This is a genomic window from Pseudofrankia sp. EUN1h (assembly GCF_001854645.1).
Lineage (GTDB): Bacteria > Actinomycetota > Actinomycetes > Frankiales > Frankiaceae > Pseudofrankia > Pseudofrankia saprophytica.
Genome location: NZ_MBLN01000099.1, coordinates 15,000 through 37,258, shown reverse-complemented (window position 1 = coordinate 37,258; position 22,259 = coordinate 15,000). Strand labels below are relative to the sequence as shown.

17 protein-coding genes and 3 pseudogenes are annotated in these 22,259 nt (G+C 72.2%); 8 read left to right on the top strand and 12 right to left on the bottom strand.

Annotated elements, in window-relative coordinates; all coding sequences use genetic code 11:
• The first annotated feature begins 35 nt into the window (after positions 1-35).
• Positions 36-1,850 carry an AMP-binding protein gene (locus BCD49_RS36985; protein WP_007517219.1) on the top strand — a complete coding sequence of 605 codons (1,815 nt, stop codon included), beginning with the start codon at positions 36-38 and terminating at the stop codon, positions 1,848-1,850.
• A 49-nt stretch (positions 1,851-1,899) separates the two neighbouring features.
• On the opposite strand, the gene BCD49_RS36980 is transcribed toward BCD49_RS36985, so the two are convergent.
• Both BCD49_RS36980 and BCD49_RS36975 read right to left on the bottom strand, forming a co-directional pair.
• The gene (locus tag BCD49_RS36980; protein WP_007517221.1) at positions 1,900-2,712 is read right to left on the bottom strand and encodes a hypothetical protein; all 813 of its coding nucleotides are present in this window, start codon (positions 2,710-2,712) and stop codon (positions 1,900-1,902) included.
• The gene (locus BCD49_RS36975; protein ID WP_007517223.1) at positions 2,709-3,362 is read right to left on the bottom strand and encodes an MOSC domain-containing protein; all 654 of its coding nucleotides are present in this window, start codon (positions 3,360-3,362) and stop codon (positions 2,709-2,711) included. Before BCD49_RS36975 ends, BCD49_RS36980 begins: the two co-directional genes overlap by 4 nt.
• 293 nt (positions 3,363-3,655) lie before the next feature.
• Between BCD49_RS36975 and BCD49_RS36970 the strand changes: the two genes are divergently transcribed.
• Both BCD49_RS36970 and BCD49_RS36965 read left to right on the top strand, forming a co-directional pair.
• Positions 3,656-5,425, top strand: coding sequence for an amino acid adenylation domain-containing protein (locus tag BCD49_RS36970; protein WP_007517224.1), 1,770 nt, complete (start codon positions 3,656-3,658; stop codon positions 5,423-5,425).
• Between the two features lie 88 nt (positions 5,426-5,513).
• Entirely contained in the window at positions 5,514-6,515 is a 1,002-nt protein-coding gene (locus BCD49_RS36965) for an iron-siderophore ABC transporter substrate-binding protein (RefSeq protein ID WP_007517230.1), read from the top strand.
• A gap of 97 nt (positions 6,516-6,612) precedes the next feature.
• Here the strand turns inward: BCD49_RS36965 and BCD49_RS36960 are convergent, their stop codons facing one another.
• A complete protein-coding gene (locus BCD49_RS36960) occupies positions 6,613-8,805 on the bottom strand; it encodes an MMPL family transporter (protein WP_007517231.1) in 2,193 nt (730 codons plus the stop codon).
• Between the two features lie 493 nt (positions 8,806-9,298).
• Between BCD49_RS36960 and BCD49_RS36955 the strand changes: the two genes are divergently transcribed.
• The 4 genes from BCD49_RS36955 to BCD49_RS36945 are packed head-to-tail and all read left to right on the top strand — an operon-like array spanning position 9,299 to position 10,524.
• Positions 9,299-9,808 (top strand): DUF4440 domain-containing protein, encoded by a 510-nt coding sequence (locus BCD49_RS36955; RefSeq protein ID WP_007517233.1) that lies wholly within the window; start codon positions 9,299-9,301, stop codon positions 9,806-9,808.
• On the top strand, positions 9,805-10,065 hold the full coding sequence (locus BCD49_RS36950; RefSeq protein WP_007517234.1) for an FCD domain-containing protein: 261 nt from the start codon (positions 9,805-9,807) through the stop codon (positions 10,063-10,065). The genes BCD49_RS36955 and BCD49_RS36950 overlap by 4 nt, the downstream gene beginning before the upstream one ends.
• Complete coding sequence (locus BCD49_RS46665) at positions 9,972-10,343, top strand: 2-oxo acid dehydrogenase subunit E2 (RefSeq protein ID WP_083401928.1); 372 nt, start codon at positions 9,972-9,974, stop codon at positions 10,341-10,343. Before BCD49_RS36950 ends, BCD49_RS46665 begins: the two co-directional genes overlap by 94 nt.
• Positions 10,273-10,524, top strand: coding sequence for an acyl carrier protein (locus tag BCD49_RS36945; protein WP_007517235.1), 252 nt, complete (start codon positions 10,273-10,275; stop codon positions 10,522-10,524). The genes BCD49_RS46665 and BCD49_RS36945 overlap by 71 nt, the downstream gene beginning before the upstream one ends.
• An 87-nt stretch (positions 10,525-10,611) precedes the next feature.
• Here the strand turns inward: BCD49_RS36945 and BCD49_RS36940 are convergent, their stop codons facing one another.
• The 4 genes and pseudogenes from BCD49_RS36940 to BCD49_RS36930 form a co-directional block, all read right to left on the bottom strand.
• Positions 10,612-11,979, bottom strand: a complete 1,368-nt coding sequence (locus BCD49_RS36940; RefSeq protein ID WP_007517237.1) for a phosphoribosyltransferase family protein — start codon at positions 11,977-11,979, stop codon at positions 10,612-10,614.
• A 243-nt stretch (positions 11,980-12,222) separates the two neighbouring features.
• A pseudogene (locus BCD49_RS46660) lies at positions 12,223-13,266 on the bottom strand (cysteine--tRNA ligase); the annotation flags it as partial.
• Positions 13,267-13,577: 311 nt separating this feature from the next.
• Positions 13,578-14,331, bottom strand: a pseudogene (locus BCD49_RS46655) (sulfite exporter TauE/SafE family protein); the annotation flags it as partial.
• A complete protein-coding gene (locus BCD49_RS36930; RefSeq protein ID WP_007517241.1) occupies positions 14,328-14,618 on the bottom strand; it encodes a YgaP-like transmembrane domain in 291 nt (96 codons plus the stop codon). The gene BCD49_RS36930 and the pseudogene BCD49_RS46655, both read right to left, overlap by 4 nt.
• 354 nt (positions 14,619-14,972) lie before the next feature.
• On the opposite strand from BCD49_RS36930, the gene BCD49_RS36925 reads away from it, so the two are divergent.
• Positions 14,973-16,385 (top strand): MBL fold metallo-hydrolase, encoded by a 1,413-nt coding sequence (locus BCD49_RS36925; RefSeq protein WP_071042442.1) that lies wholly within the window; start codon positions 14,973-14,975, stop codon positions 16,383-16,385.
• 224 nt (positions 16,386-16,609) lie between these two features.
• Here the strand turns inward: BCD49_RS36925 and BCD49_RS41565 are convergent.
• The 5 genes and pseudogenes from BCD49_RS41565 to BCD49_RS36905 form a co-directional block, all read right to left on the bottom strand.
• Positions 16,610-16,766 (bottom strand): annotated as a pseudogene (locus BCD49_RS41565) (metal-sensing transcriptional repressor); the annotation flags it as partial.
• 236 nt (positions 16,767-17,002) lie between these two features.
• Positions 17,003-18,037, bottom strand: coding sequence for a DUF3592 domain-containing protein (locus BCD49_RS36920; protein ID WP_007517250.1), 1,035 nt, complete (start codon positions 18,035-18,037; stop codon positions 17,003-17,005).
• A gap of 213 nt (positions 18,038-18,250) precedes the next feature.
• Complete coding sequence (locus tag BCD49_RS36915; RefSeq protein ID WP_007517251.1) at positions 18,251-20,272, bottom strand: FUSC family protein; 2,022 nt, start codon at positions 20,270-20,272, stop codon at positions 18,251-18,253.
• 199 nt (positions 20,273-20,471) lie between these two features.
• Positions 20,472-21,365, bottom strand: a complete 894-nt coding sequence (locus BCD49_RS36910) for an NAD(+)/NADH kinase (RefSeq protein ID WP_007517252.1) — start codon at positions 21,363-21,365, stop codon at positions 20,472-20,474.
• Positions 21,366-21,566: 201 nt separating this feature from the next.
• Positions 21,567-22,229 (bottom strand): TetR/AcrR family transcriptional regulator, encoded by a 663-nt coding sequence (locus BCD49_RS36905; RefSeq protein ID WP_007517253.1) that lies wholly within the window; start codon positions 22,227-22,229, stop codon positions 21,567-21,569.
• Positions 22,230-22,259 lie beyond the last annotated feature (30 nt).

The window sequence follows — 22,259 nt, the reverse complement described above, 5'->3', positions numbered from 1 at the left end:
TTTCGTTCACCGTGGAACTGAAGGGAACACTGCCGATGGCCGCGAACCGGCCCTCCATCCAGGAGGCCAACACCGAGATCCGGGTCCTGGACGCCGAGTACAACCCGGTGCCGGTCGGCGGCGCCGGCGAGGTGTTCATCAGCGGGCTGCCGCTGGGCTGGTCCTTCAGCGGCGACCCGCGCCGGACGGCGGACCGTTTCGTGCCCGACCCGTTCAGCCCGGTGCCCGGCAGCCGGATGTACGCCACCGGGGACCTGGCCCGGCTGGGTGCCGACGGGGAGGTCGAGTTCCTCGGCTCGGTCGATGACCAGGACCAGCACACCAACCACCATCCCCGCCGGGAGAGGAAGCCGATGACTCCGGACCAGACGACGCTGGCCGAGCTCACCAGCCCGGACAGCCCACTCGACACCGCCGCTCCGGCCGGGTTCGACGACCTGGCCCGCCAGGTGGAAGCAGCCCGGCTTGGGCCGGGCGCACACGCGCTGGTGCGCTCGTTCGCGTCGAACCCGGCCTTCCGCCCGGCCGAGTGGGAGGAGCTGACCACCGAGGACGACCCGTACCGGCGACCGGTCCGCCCCGCCGACCTGGCCTGGCTGGACTACGGCAGGCCGCTGCGGCCCGAGGAGGTCCTGAAGCTGTCGGGGCTGCTCGGGCACCGGATGCTGCGCAACATCTACGACGCGGACCTGCTGTACCTGCCGCCGAACCGCAACCAGGCGGCCGAGCGCGACGCCGCGGACTTCTACGGCGAGGCGAACCGGCTGCGCGGCGCGCTCGCCCAGCCGGTCCTCGAACACCACCTGTTCTCGTACCTGTCGGCCCAGCGCCCCTCGCCGCCAGACGACGCGGGCGGCGCGAGCCTGGGCGGGCTCCGGCGCGCCCTGCACGGCTACTGGGAGGAACGCCGGGACCATCCGGGGGACGCGTTCGCGGTGCTGCGTGGCACCCGCGACCGGCGGGAGGCCGCGACGTTCGCGCTGCTGCAGCTCTCGGCGTACCTGCCGGCGGCGCGCGCGGCGACCGCCTGGGCTTCACTCGGCGAGTACGACCTCGCCCAGCCCGGCGCCAGGGCGCTGCTCCTCGGCGACTACCAGCGCTGGGTGGCCGGCTCGGCGGACTGGGCGGCGCTGCTCGCCGCGGCCCGGCTCACCCCGGGGGTGGGGGCGTACTGGCAGCTCTACCTGAACACCTCGCTGGCCCGCGGCAACCATCTCCACCAGCTGTCCCGGTCGCCGCGACGGCACGCGGAGCTGCTCGGCGCGTTCGTGCACCAGCGCATCGACGACGCGGCCGTCGCCGCCACCTGGGCGGACGCGGTCGAGGACGGCCTCGGCGAGCGGCCGGCCTTCTTCACACCGGCGCCGGCGGTGACCCCGGCCGCGCTCGACGACCTGGTCGACACGCTGCTCGCCCCGCTGCTCGCGCTGTACGGCGACGCGGCCCTGACCGACTTCCACGCCGGCTTCACCGACGCGGCGCACCTCGCCCGCCGGTGGGACCGGGACCTCGCCGAGCAGCTGGCCTGGGCGGACTCGATCGACGAGCACAAGGCGAAGGCCGAGGCCATCGACGCCTACCTCACGGCCGAGCGGATCGAGGTCGACCTGGACACGTTCGTCGAGTCCTGCGACGAGACGTCGACGACGCACGTCCACGACGAGCACCGGCTGGTCATGATCGAATCCGGGGACATGCACTTCTGGAACAACGTCACCCACAAGATCGAGCTGAGCGACGGTGACAAGATCCTGATCCCGAAGTCGCGCCTGCACGGGTCCACCGTGCTGTCGGGATCGTGCACCTACCACCAGCCGATCATTCCGGACGACATGTACCTGAGGTTCTGAGCACGCCCACGCGACCACGTCACCCAGGGCGCGGCGGGTGCTCGGCCGGTCATGGCCGTGGGAGATCGAGACTCTCCGTCCTGGAGAGCAGGATGGTCGCGCCGAGCACCGCGAGCAGGGACAGCACCAGGGCGGGCCACCAGCCCCGCCGGACCGCGTCCCCGAGAGCGGCGAGCCCCACGGCGGTGGGGACGACGACCTCGACCGACCACAGGGTCGCGGTCACGGACGTCACCTCCCCGCGCTCGAGCGCCTGGGCGTAGAAGTAGGTTCCGGCCACGCCGTACATCAGTACGGCGTAGGTCAACGGTTGCTCCAGCAGCCGCGGCAGCCCGGTCGGCTGGCCCTGCAGAACGCGCGCGCCGAGGGCCGCGCCGGAGTAGGCCAGCCCGGCCAGGACCGCGAGGCCTATCGCCCTGGCTCCGCGGGCCACGACGGCCAGCACCAGGAGCGCCGCCGCGCCGGCGACGAGACCTAGCCGGACGGCGTCGCTGCTCGTCGATGCCGGCTGGTGCCCACCGCAGCCGGCCAGCACGACGAGCGCCGCGACCAGCACACCGACCGAGATGGCGGCCGACCGCCGCAGTGGCAGGCGCAGCACGGCGAGGCCCAGCACGGCCGTGACGGCGAGGGAGCCCGCAAGGATCGACTGGACGACGAACAGCGGCAGGTGCCGCAGGGCCAGCAGCGACAGCAGCCAGGCGGCGCCGTCGCAGAGCAGCCCGATGACGTAGGCCGGGCTTCGCAGCAGTTCGCTGACCGCGGCGCTGCGACTGGCCGCCCGCGCCTGCAGCACGCTGCTGCCGCCGTACAGGACGGCCGCCGCGCAGGCGGCGGCCAACGACCAGACGAATGCGATCACGGGCGGCCGACGGGAGCCGGCGGGGCGAGCCGCCGCTGGACCTTCTCCCGCACGTCCTCGGCGAGCAGGCTCGTGGCGCCGGCGAGGGCGGGGAGCCCGTCGGGCTCGGTCGTGAGCGCCCGGAAGACCTGCCCGACGGTTACCCCATGGCCTGGTCGATGCAGGACGTCGACGCGGTCCCCGGCGGCGACGTCTCCTTCGCTCAGGACCCGCAGGTACGCGCCGGGCGTGCCGCGCCGGATGAAACGCGTAATGAGGTCGGGGACGTCCCAGAATCCGGCGAACACCCGGCAGGGTATGCGCGGCGCCGTCACCTGAAGCACCGCTGAYCCGATCGCCCAGGTCTCGCCGATCTCGGCGCCGGTGACGTCCAATCCCGACGAGGTCAGGTTCTCTCCGAAACTGCCGGGAGGGATATCGCGGTCAAGAGTGCTCGCCCACCAGGTGAAATCCTCGTGCGCGTAGAGGTATGCCGCGCGGTCGACGCCGCCGTGAAACGTGAGGTCGCAGATCGTGTCCCCGAGCAGGCCGACGCGGCCGACCCGCACGGGCCCGCTGGCGGGACGCTTGTCGATCCCGCTCCGGCCCTGCCGCCCGGTCCACGCCTCATTTCGGACGACGGCGAGATTGACGGCAAGAAGACTCCCCAACGGAAACCCCAATGTCCGCGATGAATGACCTCGAACAAGGCTGATGAATGACCTCAGGCAGAGGCTACGGTCTTGCGGCCGGGCGGGGGCGATGCCGCGCGGTGACCACCCGGTCGGCTGGCATCTGGGGACATCCGTGATTGCCCGAGCCGTGTTGGTTAGGTAAGGTTTACCTTGTGTAGGTAAGCCTTACTTGCTACGCTGTCCCGCGCGCCAGGGTCGCCCTGGCCTCCGCCGCCCTCGGGAGCCGGCCGCCCGCGTGCCGGGACGGACTGGATCTTTCCCGCTGACCGATGGGAATGATGGTGAGCTCGCGTTCTGGTGACGGTGTGTCGTCACCTCGGCCGGTCGACGAACCGGCGACGCTCCAGGACCTCAACGACTTCAGCGGGCCCGTCACGGTCACGACCGTCGTGGACCAGTTCACGGCTCAGGTACGCGGTACGCCGGAGGCGACCGCCGTCGTGGCTCCCGGGGTGCGGCTGACGTACCGGGAGTTCGGGGCGCGGGTGTTCCAGCTCGCGCGGGTGCTGCGTGCCCGGGGCCTCGGGCCAGAGGACATCGTCGGCATCCGGCTGGTCCGGTCCGCGGAGATGGTCGTCGCRCTGCTCGCGGTCATGGTCGCCGGCGGGGCGTTCGTCCCGATCGAGCCCGGGTGGCCGGACCAGCGGCGCCGGCGGGTGCTGGCCGACGCGCGGGCCCGGCTGATCGTGACCGACGCGGACGCGGCGGCGGCATCCGGCGAGTTGGCGGACGGGGGCATGGTTGACGGCGGGTTGGTTGACGGGGTGCCGGCGGTTCCGGTCGACCTGAGCGCCTGGTCCTGGGGCGCCGAGTCGGCCGAGCCGCTCGACCTGCCGATTCCGCCGGCGGCGCTGGCCTATGTGATCTTCACGTCCGGGTCCACCGGCGCTCCCAAGGGGGCGATGATCCGGCATGAGGCGATCGCCGAGCGGCTGCGGTGGCAGGTGGCGGACCTGTTCGGCTTCGGCCCGGACGACGCGTCCCTGTTCAAGGCGCCGCTGTCGTTCGATATCTCGATCAACGAGATCCTGCTGCCGCTGGTCTGCGGCGGCCGGCTGGTCGTCGCGGAGCCGGACGGCGAGCAGGACCCGGGATATCTGGTCGACCTGATCGAGGACGAGCGGGTCACCTTCGTCTACCTCGTGTCGTCGATGCTGGACGTCCTGTTGGAGGCGGCGGAGGGCACGGACGCGCTGGCCTCGCTGCGGCATGTCTGGTGCGGGGGAGAGGTGCTGACGCCCGCGCTCTTCGCCCGGTTCCGGGCACAGCTCGGCACCGCGATGTACCACGGCTACGGGCCGGCCGAGACGACGATCGGCGTCTCCCACGTCATCTACAAGGACAGCGCCGAGCGTCTCGCCGCCTCGATCGGTCGGCCCAACCCGCATACCCAGCTGCACGTCGTCGACGACACGCTGGCCCCGGTGCCGGACGGCGAGGTCGGCGAGCTGTACGTGGCCGGCTTCCTGCTCGGCCGCGGCTATCTGAACAACGGGCCGCTGACCGCCGCGCGCTTCGTCGCGGACCCGTTCGCCGGTGGCGGCGCGCGGATGTACCGGACCGGGGATCTCGCCCGGTGGAACGGCGCCGGCTGGCTGGAGTTCGTCGGCCGGGCCGACAACCAGGTGAAGATCCGCGGGATGCGGCTGGAGCTGGAGGAGGTGGAGGCGGCCCTCGCCACCCACCCCCGGGTACGGCGGGCGGCGGTCGTGGTGTCCCGCGACGCCGCCTCGCCCCGGCTGCTCGCCTTCGTCGTCCCCGACGCCGACGGGGGCGCCGCCGACCGCCCCGCGGGCACGCCAGTGCCGGGGCCAGCGTCGGCGCCGGGCGCCGCGGAGGGGGCGGCCCCGGGCGGGTCGTTCTCCGACGAGGTGCTGGCGTGGTGCGCCGACCTGCTTCCCCAGTACATGGTGCCGAGCGCCGTGACCGTGCTCCCCACGCTCCCGGTCACCGCCGGCGGGAAGGTCGACCGCCGGGCGCTGACCGAGCAGGCCGCGGCGGCCGGCCGGCCGCGCGCGACGGCCGACGGACGGCGCTGACGGCGTCCCAGGTCGACGAGCCGCGCGGTCCCCACCCGCGACCGCGAGCCAGCCAGGCTCGCGGCCTGACCCACGGAAACGAGAACGAGTGCGAAACAGACTGAAACTCATCCCGGCGGCGTTGCTGGCCGTCATCGCGCTCGCCCTCGCGGCCGGCTGCGGCGGCAGCGACGGGGGCGACGGGGGCGACGACACGGTGGCGCCCGCGAGCGCGGCGGCGGGCAGCTTCCCGGTCACGCTGAAGGACAAGTTCGGTACCGCGGTCGTCCCGGAGCAGCCCAAGCGCATCATCGCGCTCAGCTACGAGGAGGACACCCTGGCGACGCTCGGCATCACGCCGATCGCGTACGCGAAGAACGAGTACAAGCCCGACGGCGTCTTCCCGTGGCTGACGGGGAAGGTCGACCTGTCGAAGAGCACCGCGCTCGACACCGCGGGGGACCTGAACCTCGAGCAGATCGTCGAGCTGAGGCCCGACCTGATCCTGGCCACGAACTTCTACGGCCTGGCCGACTACTACGACCGTCTGTCCAAGATCGCGCCGACCGTGGGCTTCACCGACGACGCCGGCATCGCGACCTGGCAGGAGAACAGCACCATCATCGGCAAGGCCGTGGGCCGCGAGGCCGACACCGCGGCGGCGATCGCGGCGACCGAGAAGGTCATCAAGGACACCGCGACCGGCCTGCCCGGCCTGGCCGGCAAGACGTTCAGCTACTCCTTCTACTACGAGCCGGGTGGTCTGGCGGTCATCGACGACCCGGAGACGGTGTCGGTCCAGCTCTACGCCGAGCTCGGTATGAAGCTCGCGCCGGGCGTCACGGAGAACGTGGTGGACCGATCGCTGAGCATGGAGAAGCTCAGCGCGTTGGACGCGGACTTCCTGCTGATCGGCTACGCGACCCCGGACCTGAAGACCGAGATGGCCGGCAACAAGCTGTTCACCGAGATCCCCGCGGTCAAGGCGGGACGGGCCCTCGAGGTCGACGCCTTCACGGCGGGTGCCGTGAACAACCCGACCATCCTCAACATCCCGTGGCAGCTCGACCAGCTCAAGCCGACCCTGGCCAAGGCCGCCGCCACCAGCTGACCCGGCGGAGCGGAACTCGCGTGGCCTTCGCCGCGCGAGTTCCGCTGGCCAGCGCGCCGACGAGTCGAAGCAACGCGATGATCTGGCGCCGGGACGGTCACGTCGCCGCGGGTGCGGGATCCGTCTCTCGCTCGGTACCGGTACCGGTCTCGACCTTCGGCTCGGCTCCTGGTTCGAGCCGGGGAAGGATGCGGTCGAGCCAGCGTGGGAGCCACCAGTTGGCTCGGCCGAGCAGGAACATGGTCGCCGGTACGACGACCAGCCGGATGAGGGAGGCGTCGATCAGGACGCTGACACCCAGGCCGAGGGCGATCATCTTGATGACGACGTTGCTGGAGAGCAGGAACGCGAGAAAGACGCTGGTCATGATGAGGGCCGCGCAGGTGATGACGCGGGCGGTGGCGGCCAGTCCGTCGGCGACGCTGCGGGTGTTGTCGCCGGTGGCGAGCCACCGCTCGCGGACCCGGGACAGCAGGAACACCTCGTAGTCCATGGACAGCCCGAACACGATGGCGAACATCATCATGGGCACGTAGGACTCGACGGGCACCTTCTCGCCGACACCGAGCAGCGACCCGCCCCAGCCCCACTGGAAGACGGCGACGACGACGCCGTAGGCGGCGCCGATCGAGAACAGGTTCAGCACCGCGGCCTTCAGCGCGAGGAAGGGGCTGCGGAAGCTGACGAGCAGCAGCAGGAACGCCGCGGCGATGACGACGGCGATGATGACCGGGAGCCGCGCCGCGACCTGGTCACGGAAGTCGAGGCTCGCGGCGAGGTTTCCCGTGACGTAGCCGTGACTGCCAGTTCCGGCGAGCACGTCGGGCAGTGTGTGGTCGTGCAGTCGGGCGAGCAGCTGGTCGGTGGCCACGTCCTGCGGGCGCGTACTGGCCACGACGGTGGCGATGAGCAGCGACCCGTCCGTGGTGGTCCTCGCCGGGGTGGTCGTGGCGACRCCCGGTGTGTCGGCGAGCGCGCGGTCGAGATCGGTGGCCACCGCGGCGGCCGGCGCGCCGTCGGCGAGCTGGACGACGACGGCGAACGGGCGGTTCGCGCCTGGTCCGAACCCGTTGCTGATGGCGTCGTAGGCGCGGCGACCGGTGTAGGAGGTCGGGTCGGCCCCTGCGTCGACGTGGCCGAGCGTCATCGACAGCATCGGGACCGCCAGTACCGCCAGCACGGCGGCGCCGGCGCCGAGGAAGCGCCAGGGGTGGCGACCCACCCTGGCCGCGTACCGATGCCAGCCCGTGTCGCCCAGGGCGCCGCCCGCGGTGCCCTCGGCCACCGGGCGGCGAACCCGTAGCCGGTCGATGCGCGGCCCCGCCAGTCCCAGCAGCGCCGGGACCAGCGTGGTGGCGGCCAGCGCCGACACCGCGACGGTGATCGCCGCCGCCAGGCCGAGCTTGCCGATGAACCCGATGCCGGAGGCGAACAGCCCGAGCATGGCGATGACCACCGTGCCGGCCGCGATGAGCACCGACTGGCCGCTGGTGGCGACGGCGCGGGCGGCGGCCTCGATCGGCTCGACCCCGTCCATGACGAGCTGGCGGTGCCGGGTGGCCAGGAACAGGGCGTAGTCGATCCCGACCCCGAGTCCGATCATGATGCCGAGCGTCGGTGACACGGAGGCGAAGGTGGTGGCCGATGCGACGATGCCAAGGACCCCGATGCCGGTCCCGACGCCGAGCACAGCGGTGAGGATCGGCAGCCCGGCCGCGTAGACGCTGCCGAACCCGACCAGCAGGACCACGATCGCGACGACGATGCCGATGACCTCCGAGACCGCCTCGTTGGCCTTCGGCCGCGCGGCCTGGCCGAGGACACCGCCGTAGTCGACGTCGACGCCGGCCGCCCGCACCCCGGCGACCGCCCGGTCGACGGAGGCGAGGTAGGACGGGCCCAGGATCCTGGGGTTGACGTCGAAACGCACCGTCGCGTACGCGGTACGGCCATCCCTCGACGTGGTCGCCGCGGCCAGCGGGTCGCCGACGGCGAGGACGTGCGGCAGCCTCGCGACGTCGTCCGTCGCCGTCGTCAGCTGGGAGGAGAATGACCGCAGCGTGGCGTCCTGGATGGTGAAGACGAGCTGCCCGGTCAGGCCACCCGCCCGCGGCTCGTGCGCCCTGAGCAGGTCGGCACCCTGCTGCGCCGACGAGCGGGGCAGCTGGAAGTCGTCCGAGTAGTGCCCGCCCGCGGCGCGATGACCGACCGTCGCGGCGACGAGGAGCGCGATCCAGGCGGCGAGCACCCACCACCCGTGACGCGCACAGAACCTGCCGAGGCGGCCCATCGAACCCGGCCGAGCTTCCGTCACGAGCCACACCGTAGGTGCCGGGCGGGCGGTTTGTTCCACCAGGGCACCGTTCGCCCACCCTCGACCGTGCCTGTGCCCGTGCCCGTGGCCGGCCGCGTGGAGATGCCGGTCGCGGCGGGCGCGGCTGTCAGCCGCAGCCGGCCCGGACCAGCGGCATGACCACCTCGCAGAACAGCCGGAGCTCCTCGTCGCGGGTGGACTCCTCGTGGCCGATGTAGAACATCCACTTGTCCAGGCCGGCGGCCGACCTATCGCGGATGCCGGCCGCCCGTGGCTCATCGGCTGCCGCGTGCGAACCTCGGCGCCGCGCCGTTCATGATCTGGTGGACTTTTGGGAGCTCCAGCTCCGACGATCCCACCAGATCATGAACGGGCCGGCTGGGGCGGGCCGTGCGCCGGAACCTCGCCCGACGATCCGACGATCCGACGAGTCTTCTGCTGGCAGCGTCGCCCGCCGTAAGCTCACCGCGTGATCGCACATGGTCTGTCTGACGACCTGCCGGGCACGGGCACGACGGCTGACCACGAGGCGATCGCCGGCATAGTGCGGACCTTCTTCGGTGCATTCACCTCTGGTCCCGGCTGCGCCGGCCGCCTCGACGAGCTGCGCATGTTGTTCCTTCCCGATGCGGTGATCGTGCGGACCTGTGGTCGCGAGCCTGCCGTCTATGACGTGGAAAGCTTCATCGCTCCCCGACGGGAACTGCTCACCGGCGGTACCCTGATCGACTTCACCGAGTGGGAGCTGCGTGGGCAGACCTTTGTCTTCGGCGACATCGCCCAGCACCTCGGGAGCTACGCCAAGGCCGGTGTGCAGGACGGGACCCCCTTCACTGCCCGCGGAATGAAGACGTTGCAGCTCGTCCGGACAACCGGCGGGTGGCGGATCAGCGCCGTGGCCTGGGACGACGAACGCGACGGTGTCACCGTCGAGCCAGCCTGGGCGGCCTCGGCCCGCTTTCGGGCGTCGATCTCGTGACCGTCGACCAGATGATCGAGGTCTGTGACCTGCTGGAGGTGCCCGCGGCCCGGCTCGCCGCCGAGCGGCGCACTCCGCAGCAGCTCGACCAGATCCGGGAGGCGGCCGCCATCGCCGACAGGTTCGACGACCCGATCGAGCGGTACGCGGGCGGGGGAACGGCATCCACGGCCGGCTTGCCCGGGACGAGCTCACCGACCCGGCGATCACCGTCACCAACCTCGGTGAACTGGGCGTCGACAGCGTCCTGCCGGTGATCTACCCGCCTCAGGTCGCCATGGTCGGCCTCGGCCGGATCAGTGAACCGCCCTGGGCTGTCGACGGATGCCTCGGCGTCCGTCCGGCCGTCACCGTCACCCTGGCCGCCGACCACCGGGCCAGCGACGGCCACCGCGGCGGAGCGTTCCTGTCCAGTCTCGCCGACTGGCTCGGCAGACCGGAAAACCGTCGACAGGGGCGGCCGCATGACCGACCAGGAAGCCCGCCAGCTCCTGACCGAGGCGCTGGCCGAGATCGCCCCGGAGGTCGACCTTGACGGGATCGACCAGGACGCGAACCTCCAGCGGGCCGCGGACCTGGACTCGATGGACATGCTGTCGCTGATCGAGACCGTCGCGCGCAGCGCCCGCATCGACATCCCAGAAGACGACATCGGACGCCTGTCCACAGTGGAATCGTTCGTCGCCTACCTGCACGAGCGCGCCGCGGGTCAGTAGCCGCCTGACCGGGTCTTCACCCGGTTCGCGCCCGCCGCCGCCTGGCCGAGGTGGGGGTGGCTGGTGCTGGTGAGTATCCGCGGTTCGTCAGCCGCCACGGTGTGACGCGACCAGGTCGAGGTGGCGGACGAACCAGTCGCGCGCGAGCGCGGCGACGGTCTCCAGAGCGCCCGGCTCGGAGAACAGATGGGTGGCTTCGGGGACGACCATGACGCGGCTTTCGCATTGCATCTGCGCCTGGGCCTGGTTGTTGAGCTCGAGGACGAGGTCGTCGTCTCCGCCGACGATGAGCAGGGTCGGGGCGCGCACGGCGGCCAGTCTCGAGGCGGCGAGGTCGGGACGGCCGCCGCGGGAGACGACGGCGGCGATGTGGGAGTCGGGTTCGGCGGCGGCCCACAGGGCGGCGGCGGCGCCGGTGCTGGCCCCGAAGTAGCCGACGGGAAGGCCGGCCACCTGCGGTTCGCCGCGCAGCCAGCTGGTGACGTCCACGAGCCGATGGGCGAGCAGGGCGATGTCGAACACCGCGGCCCGGTCGACCTCCTCGGCCGGGGTAAGCAGGTCGAACAACAGGGTCGCGAACCCGGCGGCGGTGAGCACGTCGGCGACGTAGCGGTTGCGGGGGCTGTGCCGGCTGCTGCCACTGCCGTGCGCGAACACGACGATGCCGCGGGCCGCGCTGGGGATGGTGAGTCGGCCGGCCAGGCGTACCGGGACGGCGGGGATGTCCACCTCGATCTCCCGGGCGGGCGAACCGACCACGCTGGCCGGAGGGTCAGGGTGCGTTCCCGTGGTGGCGGCCCTGGGCGCCGCCGGCTGGGCTGTCGCCGCGGCTCGCAGCAGCAGGTCGACGACCTCGGCATCCGGCGTCTGGGAGAAGTCCAGGTAGAACTGGCCGATGGCGAAGAAGGCCTCGGGGGTGTCGACGCAGACCACCTCGTCGGCGTCGCGGCGCAGCAGGTCGACCACCGGCGGCGGCGCGACCGGCGCGGCCAGGACAACCCGGGCAGCACCGGCGGCGCGGACGGCCTGGCAGGCGGCCGAGGCGGTCGACCCGGTCGCGATTCCGTCGTCGACGACGACGACCACACGCCCGGCCAGCGGCTCGCGAGGCCGGGTGCCCCGGAACAGGCGTGCCCGCCGGTCGAGCTCGGCTCGCTTCCGGGCCTCGACCGCGGCGAGCTCCTCCGGGGTGATGTCGGCCAGCCGCCGGGCCTGCTCGTTGATGACCAGTATGTCGCCCTCGGCAATGGCACCCATCGCCAGCTCGGGCTGGAACGGGACGCCGAGCTTGCGAACCAGGATGACGTCCAGCGGGGCGCCCAGCGCCTTCGCTACCTCGTAGGCGACCGGGACACCGCCGCGGGGCAGCCCGACCACCACCACGTCGTGCCCGCGAAGATGTGCCAGCCGCCGGCTCAGCTGCCGGCCCGCGTCCGCGCGATGTCGAAAGATCATCTTAGCCCCTTGTTGCCTCCTGCCATGACCTAGGCCTCCCCCCTCGGGCCGGTGGCGACACCGCAACCCTCCCGGCTGCCGGGCCGTGGCCCCGGGCTGGCCCGGCAGCATGGCGGCGTGGCGATGTGATCGACAGGGACAGGGCGGCCACGGTCGGAACATGGGCCGAAGTACCACCACTTGTTCGCCGACGGCGGCTTCGCCTGGGACATCCTCGAGCCCGCTCTCGGACGCCGCGAAACGTCAGCCGAGGGCGGGGGCGAGGACGGAGGCTACGAGATGGGCGGCTTCCCCGCCGTCCTCGATCGCGATATCGACGGCTCGGGAGATGTTCAGGTCGTCGAGCAGCGCGGCGAGCGCGGCGGCCCTCGCGGCGGCGCGTCCGGTACGGCCGCCGGCGACGCGCAGCGCGTCGAGTCTGTCCGCCGCCTCGTCGAGGGCCGCGGGGGTGTACTCCCAGGCGGTGTCGTAGGGGCGGTCGAGCAGCATCGTCCTGATGTGGGCGGGGGGCGTGTGTCCCAGCAGGTCCCGGACGAGCACCAGGTTGCCGGTCGACTTGGCCATCTTGTGGCCCTCATAGGAGACGAGGCCGACGTGCAGCCACGCTCGCGCGAACGGCCGGACACCGGTCACCGCCTCGGCCATGGCGGCCTCGTAGGCGTGGTGGGGGAACCGCAGGTCGGCTCCGCCGGCATGCAGGTCGAGCGCCGGTCCGAAGGTGCTCAGGGCCATGGCCGCGCATTCGGCGTGCCATCCCGGCCGGCCGGTACCCCAGGGACTGTCCCAGGCGGGGTCGCCGGGACCCGAGGGCTGCCAGACCGCGACGTCGAGCGGATCGAGCTTGCCGGGGTCGTCGGGGTTGTCGCCGTACTCGGCGGCCAGCTCGATCGCCTCCGCCTGCGACAGGCCCGCCCGCCGCGCGGCGTCCGCGCCGCGGAAGTAGACCGCGCCGTCCCGGACGTATCCCGCGTCGATGTCGACGAGCGCGCTGGCCAGGCGTTGGACCTGTGTGACGAACTGGTGCGCGCGGGGCTCACTGCGCGGAGGCTGCACCGCCAGCGCCGTCATGTCCTGCTCGAAGCGGAACTGCGTGACGGCGGCGAACCGGTCGTAGGGCTCACCGCGACGGGCCGCCGCCGCGGTGAGCACGTCGTCGACGTCGGTCACGTTCCGGCACACCTCTACGTCCACCCCGGTCAGCCGCAGGACTCGCGCGGCGGCGTCCGCCCACACGAACGTGAAGGCATGCCCGAGATGCGTGACGTCGTAGGGCGTCACCCCGCACACGTACATGCGACACGTGCCCACCAGAGGCACACCGCGTCCACCCAGCCGTGGTACCGGAAACGCCCCGGAAGTCGTCGTCATGTCCACGAGGCTGCCACACCGCCTCACCGGTAACACCGACCCGAGCGGCCCGTCCGCCGCTGTCAACTGGCAGGTGGATCGACCGCGGATCGGACGGCGACGAACACCGCGACGGTGACGACTGCCGGCGCCCCGGGCCCGGCGCCGTCGCGAACTCCAGGCACGTGCCACGACGACGCCGATCACGATTGTGCCCATGGTCGCGGCCCAGAACCGCTGCTCGGTCCAGACGCCGGTGGGAAGCTGCTGGGCGAGGACAAAGCCGCCCATCACGACGACGAACCAGCCGAAGGCCCGGCGAAGCAGGTTCTCGCGGATCCGGCCCGCGAGCCGGCTGCCGAGGATGCTGCCGAGCAGCGCGGCCGCCGTCACCGCGCCAGCCAGTCTCCAGTCGATGCCCACGTGGGACAGGGCGCCCGCCAGGCCGGCGACGGCGTTCATCGCGATGACGACCAGCGAGGTCCCGATGGCGGCCGACATCGGCAGACCGCCGAGCAGAGCGAGGGCGGGCACGACGAGAAAGCCGCCTCCCGCGCCGACCAGGCCGGTGACAAGGCCAACGGCGACGCCTTGTGCGATGACCCGCGGCACCGGCAGCGGGTGCGACGCCTGCCGGCTCTCGACCGTGCGGGGGCCTCGGATCATCGCGGTGGCGGTGACGAGCATCATCAACGCGAACGCCGTGAGCAGAACCCCCGCGGGGACGAACTGTGCGAGCAGGCCGCCGCCGTACGCGCCGGTCACTCCACCGAGGCCGAAGACCAGGCCCGTGCGCCAGCGGACCCGTCCGGCGCGGGCATGTGGCAGCACCGCCACCGCGCTGGTGACCCCGACGGCGAACAGCGAGGTGGCGATCGCCTCCTTGACCGGCAGGCCGGCGACATACACCAGCAGCGGCACAGCAAGAATCGACCCGCCACCGCCCAGCAGGCCCAGGCTCACCCCGATGGCGACGGCGAGCCCGATGGTCAGGGCGATGCTCACCGCCGGCTCGACGCAGGGGTCCGCGCGTTCCGCGGCTGGCCGACGATGGTGGCCAGGTCGCAGGCGGCACCCGGGTTGTAGGGAAGCCTGGCGAGCAGCCTGCCCAGCAGGCAGGCGTTGGCGAGCGCGGCCAGGGCGAGCCCGGCGCCCATGACCCCAGCGACGTGGCGGACCGGGGGCACGAGGACCGAGAGGACGATGCCGACGAGCACGATCAGGCCAGCGGCGAACCGGACCTGACGCTCCAGTTCCCAGCCGGCCGGGCGGGTGAGTTCGGAACTGTTCATATCTCCTCCAAGCCCGGCGACGGAGGTTCGGTCGCGCAGTGGGCGGCTCGCCAACAGTCCGGGCACCGGAAGCGCACCCGGCCGGGTGTTCACGCCAGGGACGTGGCGCGAGTCCCATGACGCCCTCGAACGTGGCCGACGATGAGGCCACTATACCCCTGGGGGTATAGTGGGCGGACCCTCGTCGAGGCGCGTGTCCGCATGATCGAAATTGCGCAAGACTCGCCGAGGCCGCACCACTCGCAAGGTCCGAACTCGCCGCCCACCCGCGCCGGCCCGGAATGAAGGTCGCCGATTTTCGATTGATACCCCCATGGGTATTAAGTTGACCGAGTGTGAAGGGGGGAACGCATCGTGTTGTTCAGCCAGTACTACCTGGACTGCCTGTCCCAGGCCTCGTACCTGATCGCCGACGAGAGCAGCCGCCGAGCCGTGCTGGTCGACCCGCGCCGCGACATCACCGAGTACCTCGCCGACGCCCAGACGCTCGAGCTGACCATCGAAGGCGTGATCAACACGCACTTCCACGCGGACTTCGCCGCCGGCCACCTGGAGGTCGCGGCCGCCACCGGTGCCTGGATCGGCTACGGCCGCCGCGCCGTCACGGAATACCCGATCCGCCAGCTCGCCGACGGCGACCGGATCAGCCTCGGCGACGTCACCCTGCAGATCATGGAGACCCCGGGCCACACGCCCGAGTCGATCAGCGTGCTCGTCTACGAGCACGCCGCCGATGCCGTCCCCTACGGGGTGCTCACCGGGGACGCGCTGTTCATCGGCGACGTCGGCCGCCCCGACCTGCTCGCCTCGCTCGGAGTCACCGCGGACGAGCTGGGCCGGATGCTCTACGACAGCGTGCAGCGCAAGCTGATGAGCCTCCCCGACGAGGTCCGCGTCTTCCCCGCCCACGGGGCCGGCTCGGCCTGCGGCAAGAACCTGTCCACCGAACGATCCTCCACGATCGGCGGTCAACGTCGCACCAACTACGCCTGCCTGCCCATGGACGTCGAACAGTTCCTCACCCTCGTCACCGGCGGTCAGCCGTCCGCGCCCGGCTACTTCGTCTTCGACGCGGTCCTCAACCGCAAGGACCACGCCGTCTTCGACCCGACGGCGCCGCCGCGGTCGATGACCACCACCGAGTTCCTCGCGGCCCGCGCCGAGGGCGCCCTGGTCGTCGACACCCGCGACCCGCGGGAGTTCGCCGACGGACACCTGCGCGGCTCGCTCAACGTCCCAGCCGACGGTCGGTTCGCCGAGACGGCCGGCATGGTCGTCGAACCGGGCCGCACGGTGCTGGTCATCGCTCCACCCGACCGCGAGGAGGAGATCGTCGTGCGGCTCGCCCGGATCGGCTTCGACCAGGCCACGGGCTACCTGCGCGAGCCCGAGCGCGCCTTCCGTGAGATGGCCGACGGGGCCGCGCCCGGCCRGATCGTCCCGGCCAACCGGCTGACCGCCGACGAGCTGCGGGACGCGATCGGTCGGAAGCCCGAGCAGGGCGGCGCACCCGTCGTGCTCGACGTGCGCAACCCGGGCGAGCGCGCGCTGGGCGCGATCGACGGATCGCTGCACATCCCGCTCGCGGAACTGGCCCGCCGCCTGGCCGAGGTGCCCGTCGACCGGCCGGTCGTCGTGCACTGCGCCGGGGGCTACCGCTCCTCCGTCGCGGCGAGCGTGCTGCGTGCCGCCGGACGGGGCGACGTGTCCGACCTGCTCGGTGGATACACCGCCTGGGCGCAGGCCTTCACCCCCACCACCGTCTGAGCGCACCGCCCCCGCCACTGGCTGCACCACCCACGCCGTCACCCGATCCGGGAGCACCAACCACCCGCACCGCCATCGGCCGGGACAGATGACGAGGTGGGCGTGACGGGCGTTGGCTCGTGCCGCTCGCTGATGGGAGAACGCCGACCGGGGTCATCGGCGGACGCGGTGCCGGCCTTGACGCCGCGAAAATCGCGATGCTCGGCGAGGCGGCTGGTCCGGTGTCAGGCCAGTGCGAGGAAGAGCTTTTTAAAGTTCGGCTTCGGTCATGGGCGCAGTGTCGGTGGCACTGGCCGTCATGCACTGACGCATGCCGCTAGCGACGATCTTGAATCCCGCGCGGTCGAGAGCGCGGGAGACCGCGGCGAGCTGGGTGACCACACCTGCCGTGGCAGCACGGCGTCATCGAAGGCCCCGCGATGCTCGCCCGCGACGGGACGTTCACGCTGTTCTACTCGGCAGGGGACTGGCACAGCGCCGACTGCGCGACCGGGACCGCCGCCTGCGCCGGACCAGCGGCATGACCTCCTCGCGGAACAGCCGGAGCTGCCCGTAGAGGCAGACCGCGGCCTATACCGGTCATGCGTGATGGGCCAGACAGCGTGGGTAGCCGGGGATCAGAGGAGCGGCAGTCTGGGCGCGCCGCCGGTGAGCGCCCAGGCGTTCACGAGATACGCGGCGCCGACGATGACGCCAAGGGGGGCGTACATCCAGTGCCCGGACACGAGACCGACGGCGACCCCGCCGGTCGTCGCGCCGAGCAGCGCCCAGGAGAGCGCGGGTACGACTCGACGGTGCTTGAAGGCCCGGCCGTCGGCGGCCGGCCTGCGGTCGAGGTTCCATCGCCAGTCCGGTCGCCGACGGCGCAGACGGCCGATGGACAACAGCCGGGTGCCGTCGGGCAGCGTGATCGCGAGCAGGCTGCGAGTGGTCATGGAGCCGGACAGCGTGACGGGAGTCCTCGGCTCGAGTCGTTCGAGCGCGGGGTTCCACATGACCCGCTGCCATCCGAGTTCTCGTTCCCCGCGGTGGGGCGAACCCGGAGATTCGATGAGGCGGAGCCAGGTGCTCGGGCCGGCGCCTGGACTACGGCTGAACATGGATGCCTTGCCCGACCAGAGGGTCGCCGCCGCGGGCCGGCCTGGCTGGCCGGTTGACCGCAGCCGCAGCAACCGGGCCGTCCATACGAGCGAATAGAGGACGGCCAGGATGACCGCGCCCGCAAGCTCGAGGTAATAGCGCGTGATGGCGGAGGTGTCCCCGGAGTCCGCGGGGAAGATCCGAGCGGGCGCCGCCGGGTCGTATGCGATGCGGATCTTTTCGCCGACCGCACGGGGGCCGTCGACGTCGACCGACCGTGTGTGGGCCACACCCGCGCCATCGGTCCAGCGGAGCCGGATCGTCCCATCCGAGCTGACGGCCGTGATCGTGCCGTTCGCCTGCGCGGTCGCCCGGGCGCGCGCGTGGTGGTAGGCCCAGAGGCCCCGGCAGGAGAAACCAGCAACCACCACCGCCGCGACCAGGGCCGTGGCCAGCGCGAGCACCGCGACCCGTGTCTCGGGGCGCCACCAGCTCCGAGGGCCGCCCGGGTATCCCGCGTCGCCGGGAGCCGTTTCGCTGGGAGCCCTGTCGGAGGAAAACGTGCCGGCCATCCGGGCCTCCAGGAGTCAGCATCCGAACCAGACCGCCGACCAGACTTCCCGGCACACCGATCAGGAACGATGGTGCTGCGGCTGATACCGGACAAGTGGCCAGGATGGTGGCATGCACACGGGTGACAGGCGGTCGGATCTGCATCGGCTGAGGGCTTAGCTGGGAGTGCACGCCGTTCGAACCCGAGTACGTATCGGCTCTTTTCGACCGGGTCAGGAACGCGGACCGGGCGGGGGTAGCGCTCCGGCCGCGCGGGCGGCCGTCACCGCCTCGGCCAGGGCGGCGAACTCGGTCCGCAGGGGGGTGAAGGCGGGCAGCGCGGACATCGGGTCCTCGCCGGCCCCCGGACGACTGGCCCCCGGCCGGCCGGTCATCGCGTCGGCGCACGCCTGGAACGCGGCGCGGACGGCGGCCGGTCCGGCGGGCAGCGGCCCGTGGAGACCGGCCGGATCGGCCAGCACCAGATAGCCGAGCCGGCGGGCGGCGACCACAGCGGGCCAGAGCAGGTCGGCCGTCCGTGGTCCGCGTATCCGCTCGTCCTCGGCGTCGACATGCAGGGCGGTCATCCGCGCGAGGGCCATTTCCAGCCGTTCACGGGCAGCGGCGACTCCCGTCGCGCGACTGGCGTCGCCTGGGTTCTTACCGCCTGCCGTGAGCCGAAGGACGAGCAGGTCGCCGGTAGCGTCGAGGGAGTTCGCCAGTGCTCTCGGCAGCCTGCGTTCGGCGGCGTGCGGCCAGAGCAGCAGGACGACGACAAGGCCGACGGCGCATCCCAGCAGCGTGTCCAGCAGTCGTGGCGCGACCAGCTCGGCTGGGGGCGTGCCCGGTCTGGCGAACTCCACGAGGATCAGGGCCAGTGGTGTGATGAGCACCGTGGCCAGTGCGTAGTTCGCGGCCATGAGGATCTGGGCGGCCCCCTCCAACACGGCGATCATGACGATCAGCCACCAGGCGGGCAGCTGGACGCTGAGGATGCCCAGCGCGACCACCGCTCCGATGGCTGTGCCCGCGGCTCGCTGCAGTGACCGCCGGCCGGCGGAGCGGACGGTCGTCCCCTGCACCACCGTGGCCGCGGCGGCCGGAGCCCAGTAGGGGTGGTCCACCCCGGCGGCGATCGCCAGCGCCGCCGCGACGAGCCCGGCCAGACCGGCCCGGGCCGCCAGCGGCCAGGCCAACGCCTCCCGGTCCAGCCGCCGGCGCCGCTCGGCCCGGGCGGAGGGCAGCAGTGGGGCCGGCGGTCGGTCCGACGGCCGGTCCGGCGCGGGATGAGCCAGCCCGGCGACGGCCGCGCAGAGGCCAGCCCGCGCCCTCGAGGCCGACGTTCCCACACCTGGCAGATCGGCACGGTCCCGCTTCTGGTCGACCAGGTCGGCGCCGGTGGCACCGGTGCCACCGGCGCCGACCTGGATCCCGGCGGCCAGTTCACGCAGGGTCGCGGGGAGAACCGGTGGGACCGGTTCCCGGGTCGTGGTCGCGTAGGAGACTGCCGCGTCGAACACGTGCTGCGCCCCGTATGCCACCGTCGACAGCGCTCGCCTGCTCCTGTCCTGCCCTGAGCCTTCCCTGAGCACCGTCCTGAGAAGGCGAACGGCCTGCGCGGCGTTGTGCCGCGCGGAGTCGTAGTCCGGCGTACCGATCGCCTCCAGCATGTCGGCGAGGCTGGTCAGGGCCTTCGCGGCTGCCCGCCGCGCCGGCCCGTGCCGGTCCGGGAACGACGCGGATATCGTCAGCAGCCAGGCGAAACCGGCACCGGCCAGCGTGAGTGCGACGCGTTCGCCGAGCTGCTCGACGTCCTGCGGAAGCTGCGTCGCCACGGCACAGCTGATGACGAACGGGTATGCCCCGGGCGCGGGCACGTCGAACGCGCGCACGAGTAGCGTCGCCAAGGCCGCCAGTCCGGAGATCCCCACCGCGATCGTCCAGCTGGCTCCCGCCGCCGTCACCCCGATCGCGGCGGACAGGGCGAGGCCAACGCCGATCACCGGTAGCGCCCGGGCCCGGAAGGCCAGGGCCGCGTCCGGAAAGTACGCGGCGGAGAAGGCGCCGAACGTCGCCAGAAGTCCGGCCTGCGGCTTTCCGGCAAGTTCACCGACGGTCAACGGCACGGCGAACGCGACCGCGCAGACCACGGCTATCCGCAGCCGTCCGCGGGGGCGGGCGACGCCGAACACCGCGCCGATCCGGCTCGGGCCAGCGGGCGCGGGAACCGGCGGCCGGGGCGGGTCGCTCGTCATGAGGCGGCGGCAGGGCTCGGCACCACACCGCAAGCATTCCCCAGCCCGGCCAGTCGACCGCGGTGCCTGGCCGCGGCGAACCGGCGTTCAGGCGCATGGCGGGGTCGACGAGAGCAGCGACACCTCGGGTTACCCGGCCCTGCGTCGCCACCCCGCGTGGGACGTGTCGATGTCCCGGCCGGGTCAGCGGGTCAGCGGATCATGACGGTGTGGAACGGCCGTCGCGCGGCCGGGCCGGCGCAGGCTCGACCTCGGCTGATCCCATCAGCCGCAGCTTGCGCTGCGCGCGCTCGTAGAACGTCGTCCGGCCGAGGCGGACGACGTGCGCCGCGGCGGGCCGTGGATGCAGGATGACGCACGCGCCCGGCTCGACGTAGCCGGACACGCGGCCGTCGACCTCGACCGCGAGCCGGCCACTCGTCGGCAGAACGTCCAGAGCCAGCGCGTCCTGCACCGACAGCACGAGCCCGCGGTTGAACGCCGAGTGCGGCGCCGCCGGGGTGACGAGCAGCGCCTCGACCGACGGGCTGACGATCGGCCCCCCGGCGGAGAAGCTGTAGGCGGTCGATCCGGTCGGTGTGGCGACGACCACCGCGTCGGCGGCGTAGCTGACGAACGGCCGGCCGCCGACCAGCAGGGAGACCGCGGCGATGCCGTGACCGGGTACCCGTACGACCGCGACGTCGTTGAACGCGGTGACCGTCTCGCCGTGCACCTCGGCGTCGACCGCGAGCCGCGGTTCGACCGTGTACAGATGTTGGTCGATCGCGGACAGGGCGTCGGGCAGGTCGGGTACGTCGACCTCGGCCAGGAAGCCCAGCCTGCCGAGGTTGACGCCGAGCACGGGCGCGTGTCCGCCGTCGGCCAGCCGCATCGCCCGCAGCATCGTGCCGTCGCCGCCGAGACTGACGATCAAGTCGCTGCGACCGCCCAGCTCCGCCGCCGGCACCGGAAGGGCGGCGCATCCCAACCGCCGGATCTCCTCCTCGACGCCGAGCACCTGGGCACCGCGGCCGGCGGCCCAGTCAACGATGGCGGTCACCGCTTCAGACGAGTCGCGAAGAGGGTGCAGCACGATCCCCACCGTGTGCATCCGCTTCGCTCCGCTCCTCGCCGCCACCGGTCCCACGGCCGCGTACAGCCGCGGCCCAGCCTCATTCTGCTGACGATCGCGGCGGGCCGCCCAACAGCCTTCCAGGAACGCTGCCTCTCTCGCGCGTCCCAGACGATCAGCGGCGTGATCTGGTTGGGGAGGGCGGCGAGCGCGGGTAGGACGACGCCGTCCACGCCGTCCTCAGCGGGGGTTGCCCTCAGACGCCGGGCCGAGCAATGACACGAAGACATCTTCGAGCCAGCGGGTGAGGTGGGCGAGGTCCCAACCGCGTTCCTCAACGAGCAGCGCGACCGCGTGCCAGCCCACAAGCGCCCACAGCGTGTCGGTGGCGTCGTCGACGGACAGGGTGGGCCGCAGACCGCCGGCCTCGGCCACGGCACCGACGACCCGCCGCACGTCGGCGTGGCGCTGGCGCTGGGATTCGCGCCACGCCTCGCGCAGCGCTGGGTCGGTGACGGCGGCCTGCTCGAACGCGCGGTAGATCGGGTAGAGCCGCAGCAGGGTCGGCGCTCCGATCCGAGCGGCGAGCCGGGCCTGCGCCTCCGGATCGCGAGTGGCGAACAGCGCCTGCATCTCGGGCCGGTCGGCCAGCGCGACCGGCTCGTCGTCGCCGACGATTGCCCGGTCGACGGCGAGCAGTAGCAGCTGAGGTTTCTCGGCCACCGCATAGACCGACTTCGGCGTGACCCGGGCGCGCTTCGCGATCGCCGCGATCGTGGTGGTGGCGTACCCGTGCTCGGCGAACAACGCCGACGCGGCCGAAATGATCGCGTCTCGGGTCGCCGCGGCCTGCTCTGCCCGTCGCGGGGCATGGTAAGGCCGCGATTTTTTCGCTACAGTCATGCTCACCTCATTTCACCGCCACTATAGCGA

Excerpts from the sequence above, each read along its gene's own strand:
- BCD49_RS36910 (WP_007517252.1), bottom strand. The coding sequence starts at position 21,365 with ATGCACACGGTGGGGATCGTGCTGCACCCTCTTCGCGACTCGTCTGAA.
- BCD49_RS36930 (WP_007517241.1), bottom strand. The coding sequence starts at position 14,618 with ATGAACAGTTCCGAACTCACCCGCCCGGCCGGCTGGGAACTGGAGCGT.
- BCD49_RS36905 (WP_007517253.1), bottom strand. The coding sequence starts at position 22,229 with ATGACTGTAGCGAAAAAATCGCGGCCTTACCATGCCCCGCGACGGGCA.
- BCD49_RS36915 (WP_007517251.1), bottom strand. The coding sequence starts at position 20,272 with ATGACGAGCGACCCGCCCCGGCCGCCGGTTCCCGCGCCCGCTGGCCCG.
- BCD49_RS36985 (WP_007517219.1), top strand. The coding sequence starts at position 36 with ATGGCCGCGAACCGGCCCTCCATCCAGGAGGCCAACACCGAGATCCGG.
- BCD49_RS36920 (WP_007517250.1), bottom strand. The coding sequence starts at position 18,037 with ATGGCCGGCACGTTTTCCTCCGACAGGGCTCCCAGCGAAACGGCTCCC.
- BCD49_RS36945 (WP_007517235.1), top strand. The coding sequence starts at position 10,273 with ATGACCGACCAGGAAGCCCGCCAGCTCCTGACCGAGGCGCTGGCCGAG.
- BCD49_RS36940 (WP_007517237.1), bottom strand. The coding sequence starts at position 11,979 with ATGATCTTTCGACATCGCGCGGACGCGGGCCGGCAGCTGAGCCGGCGG.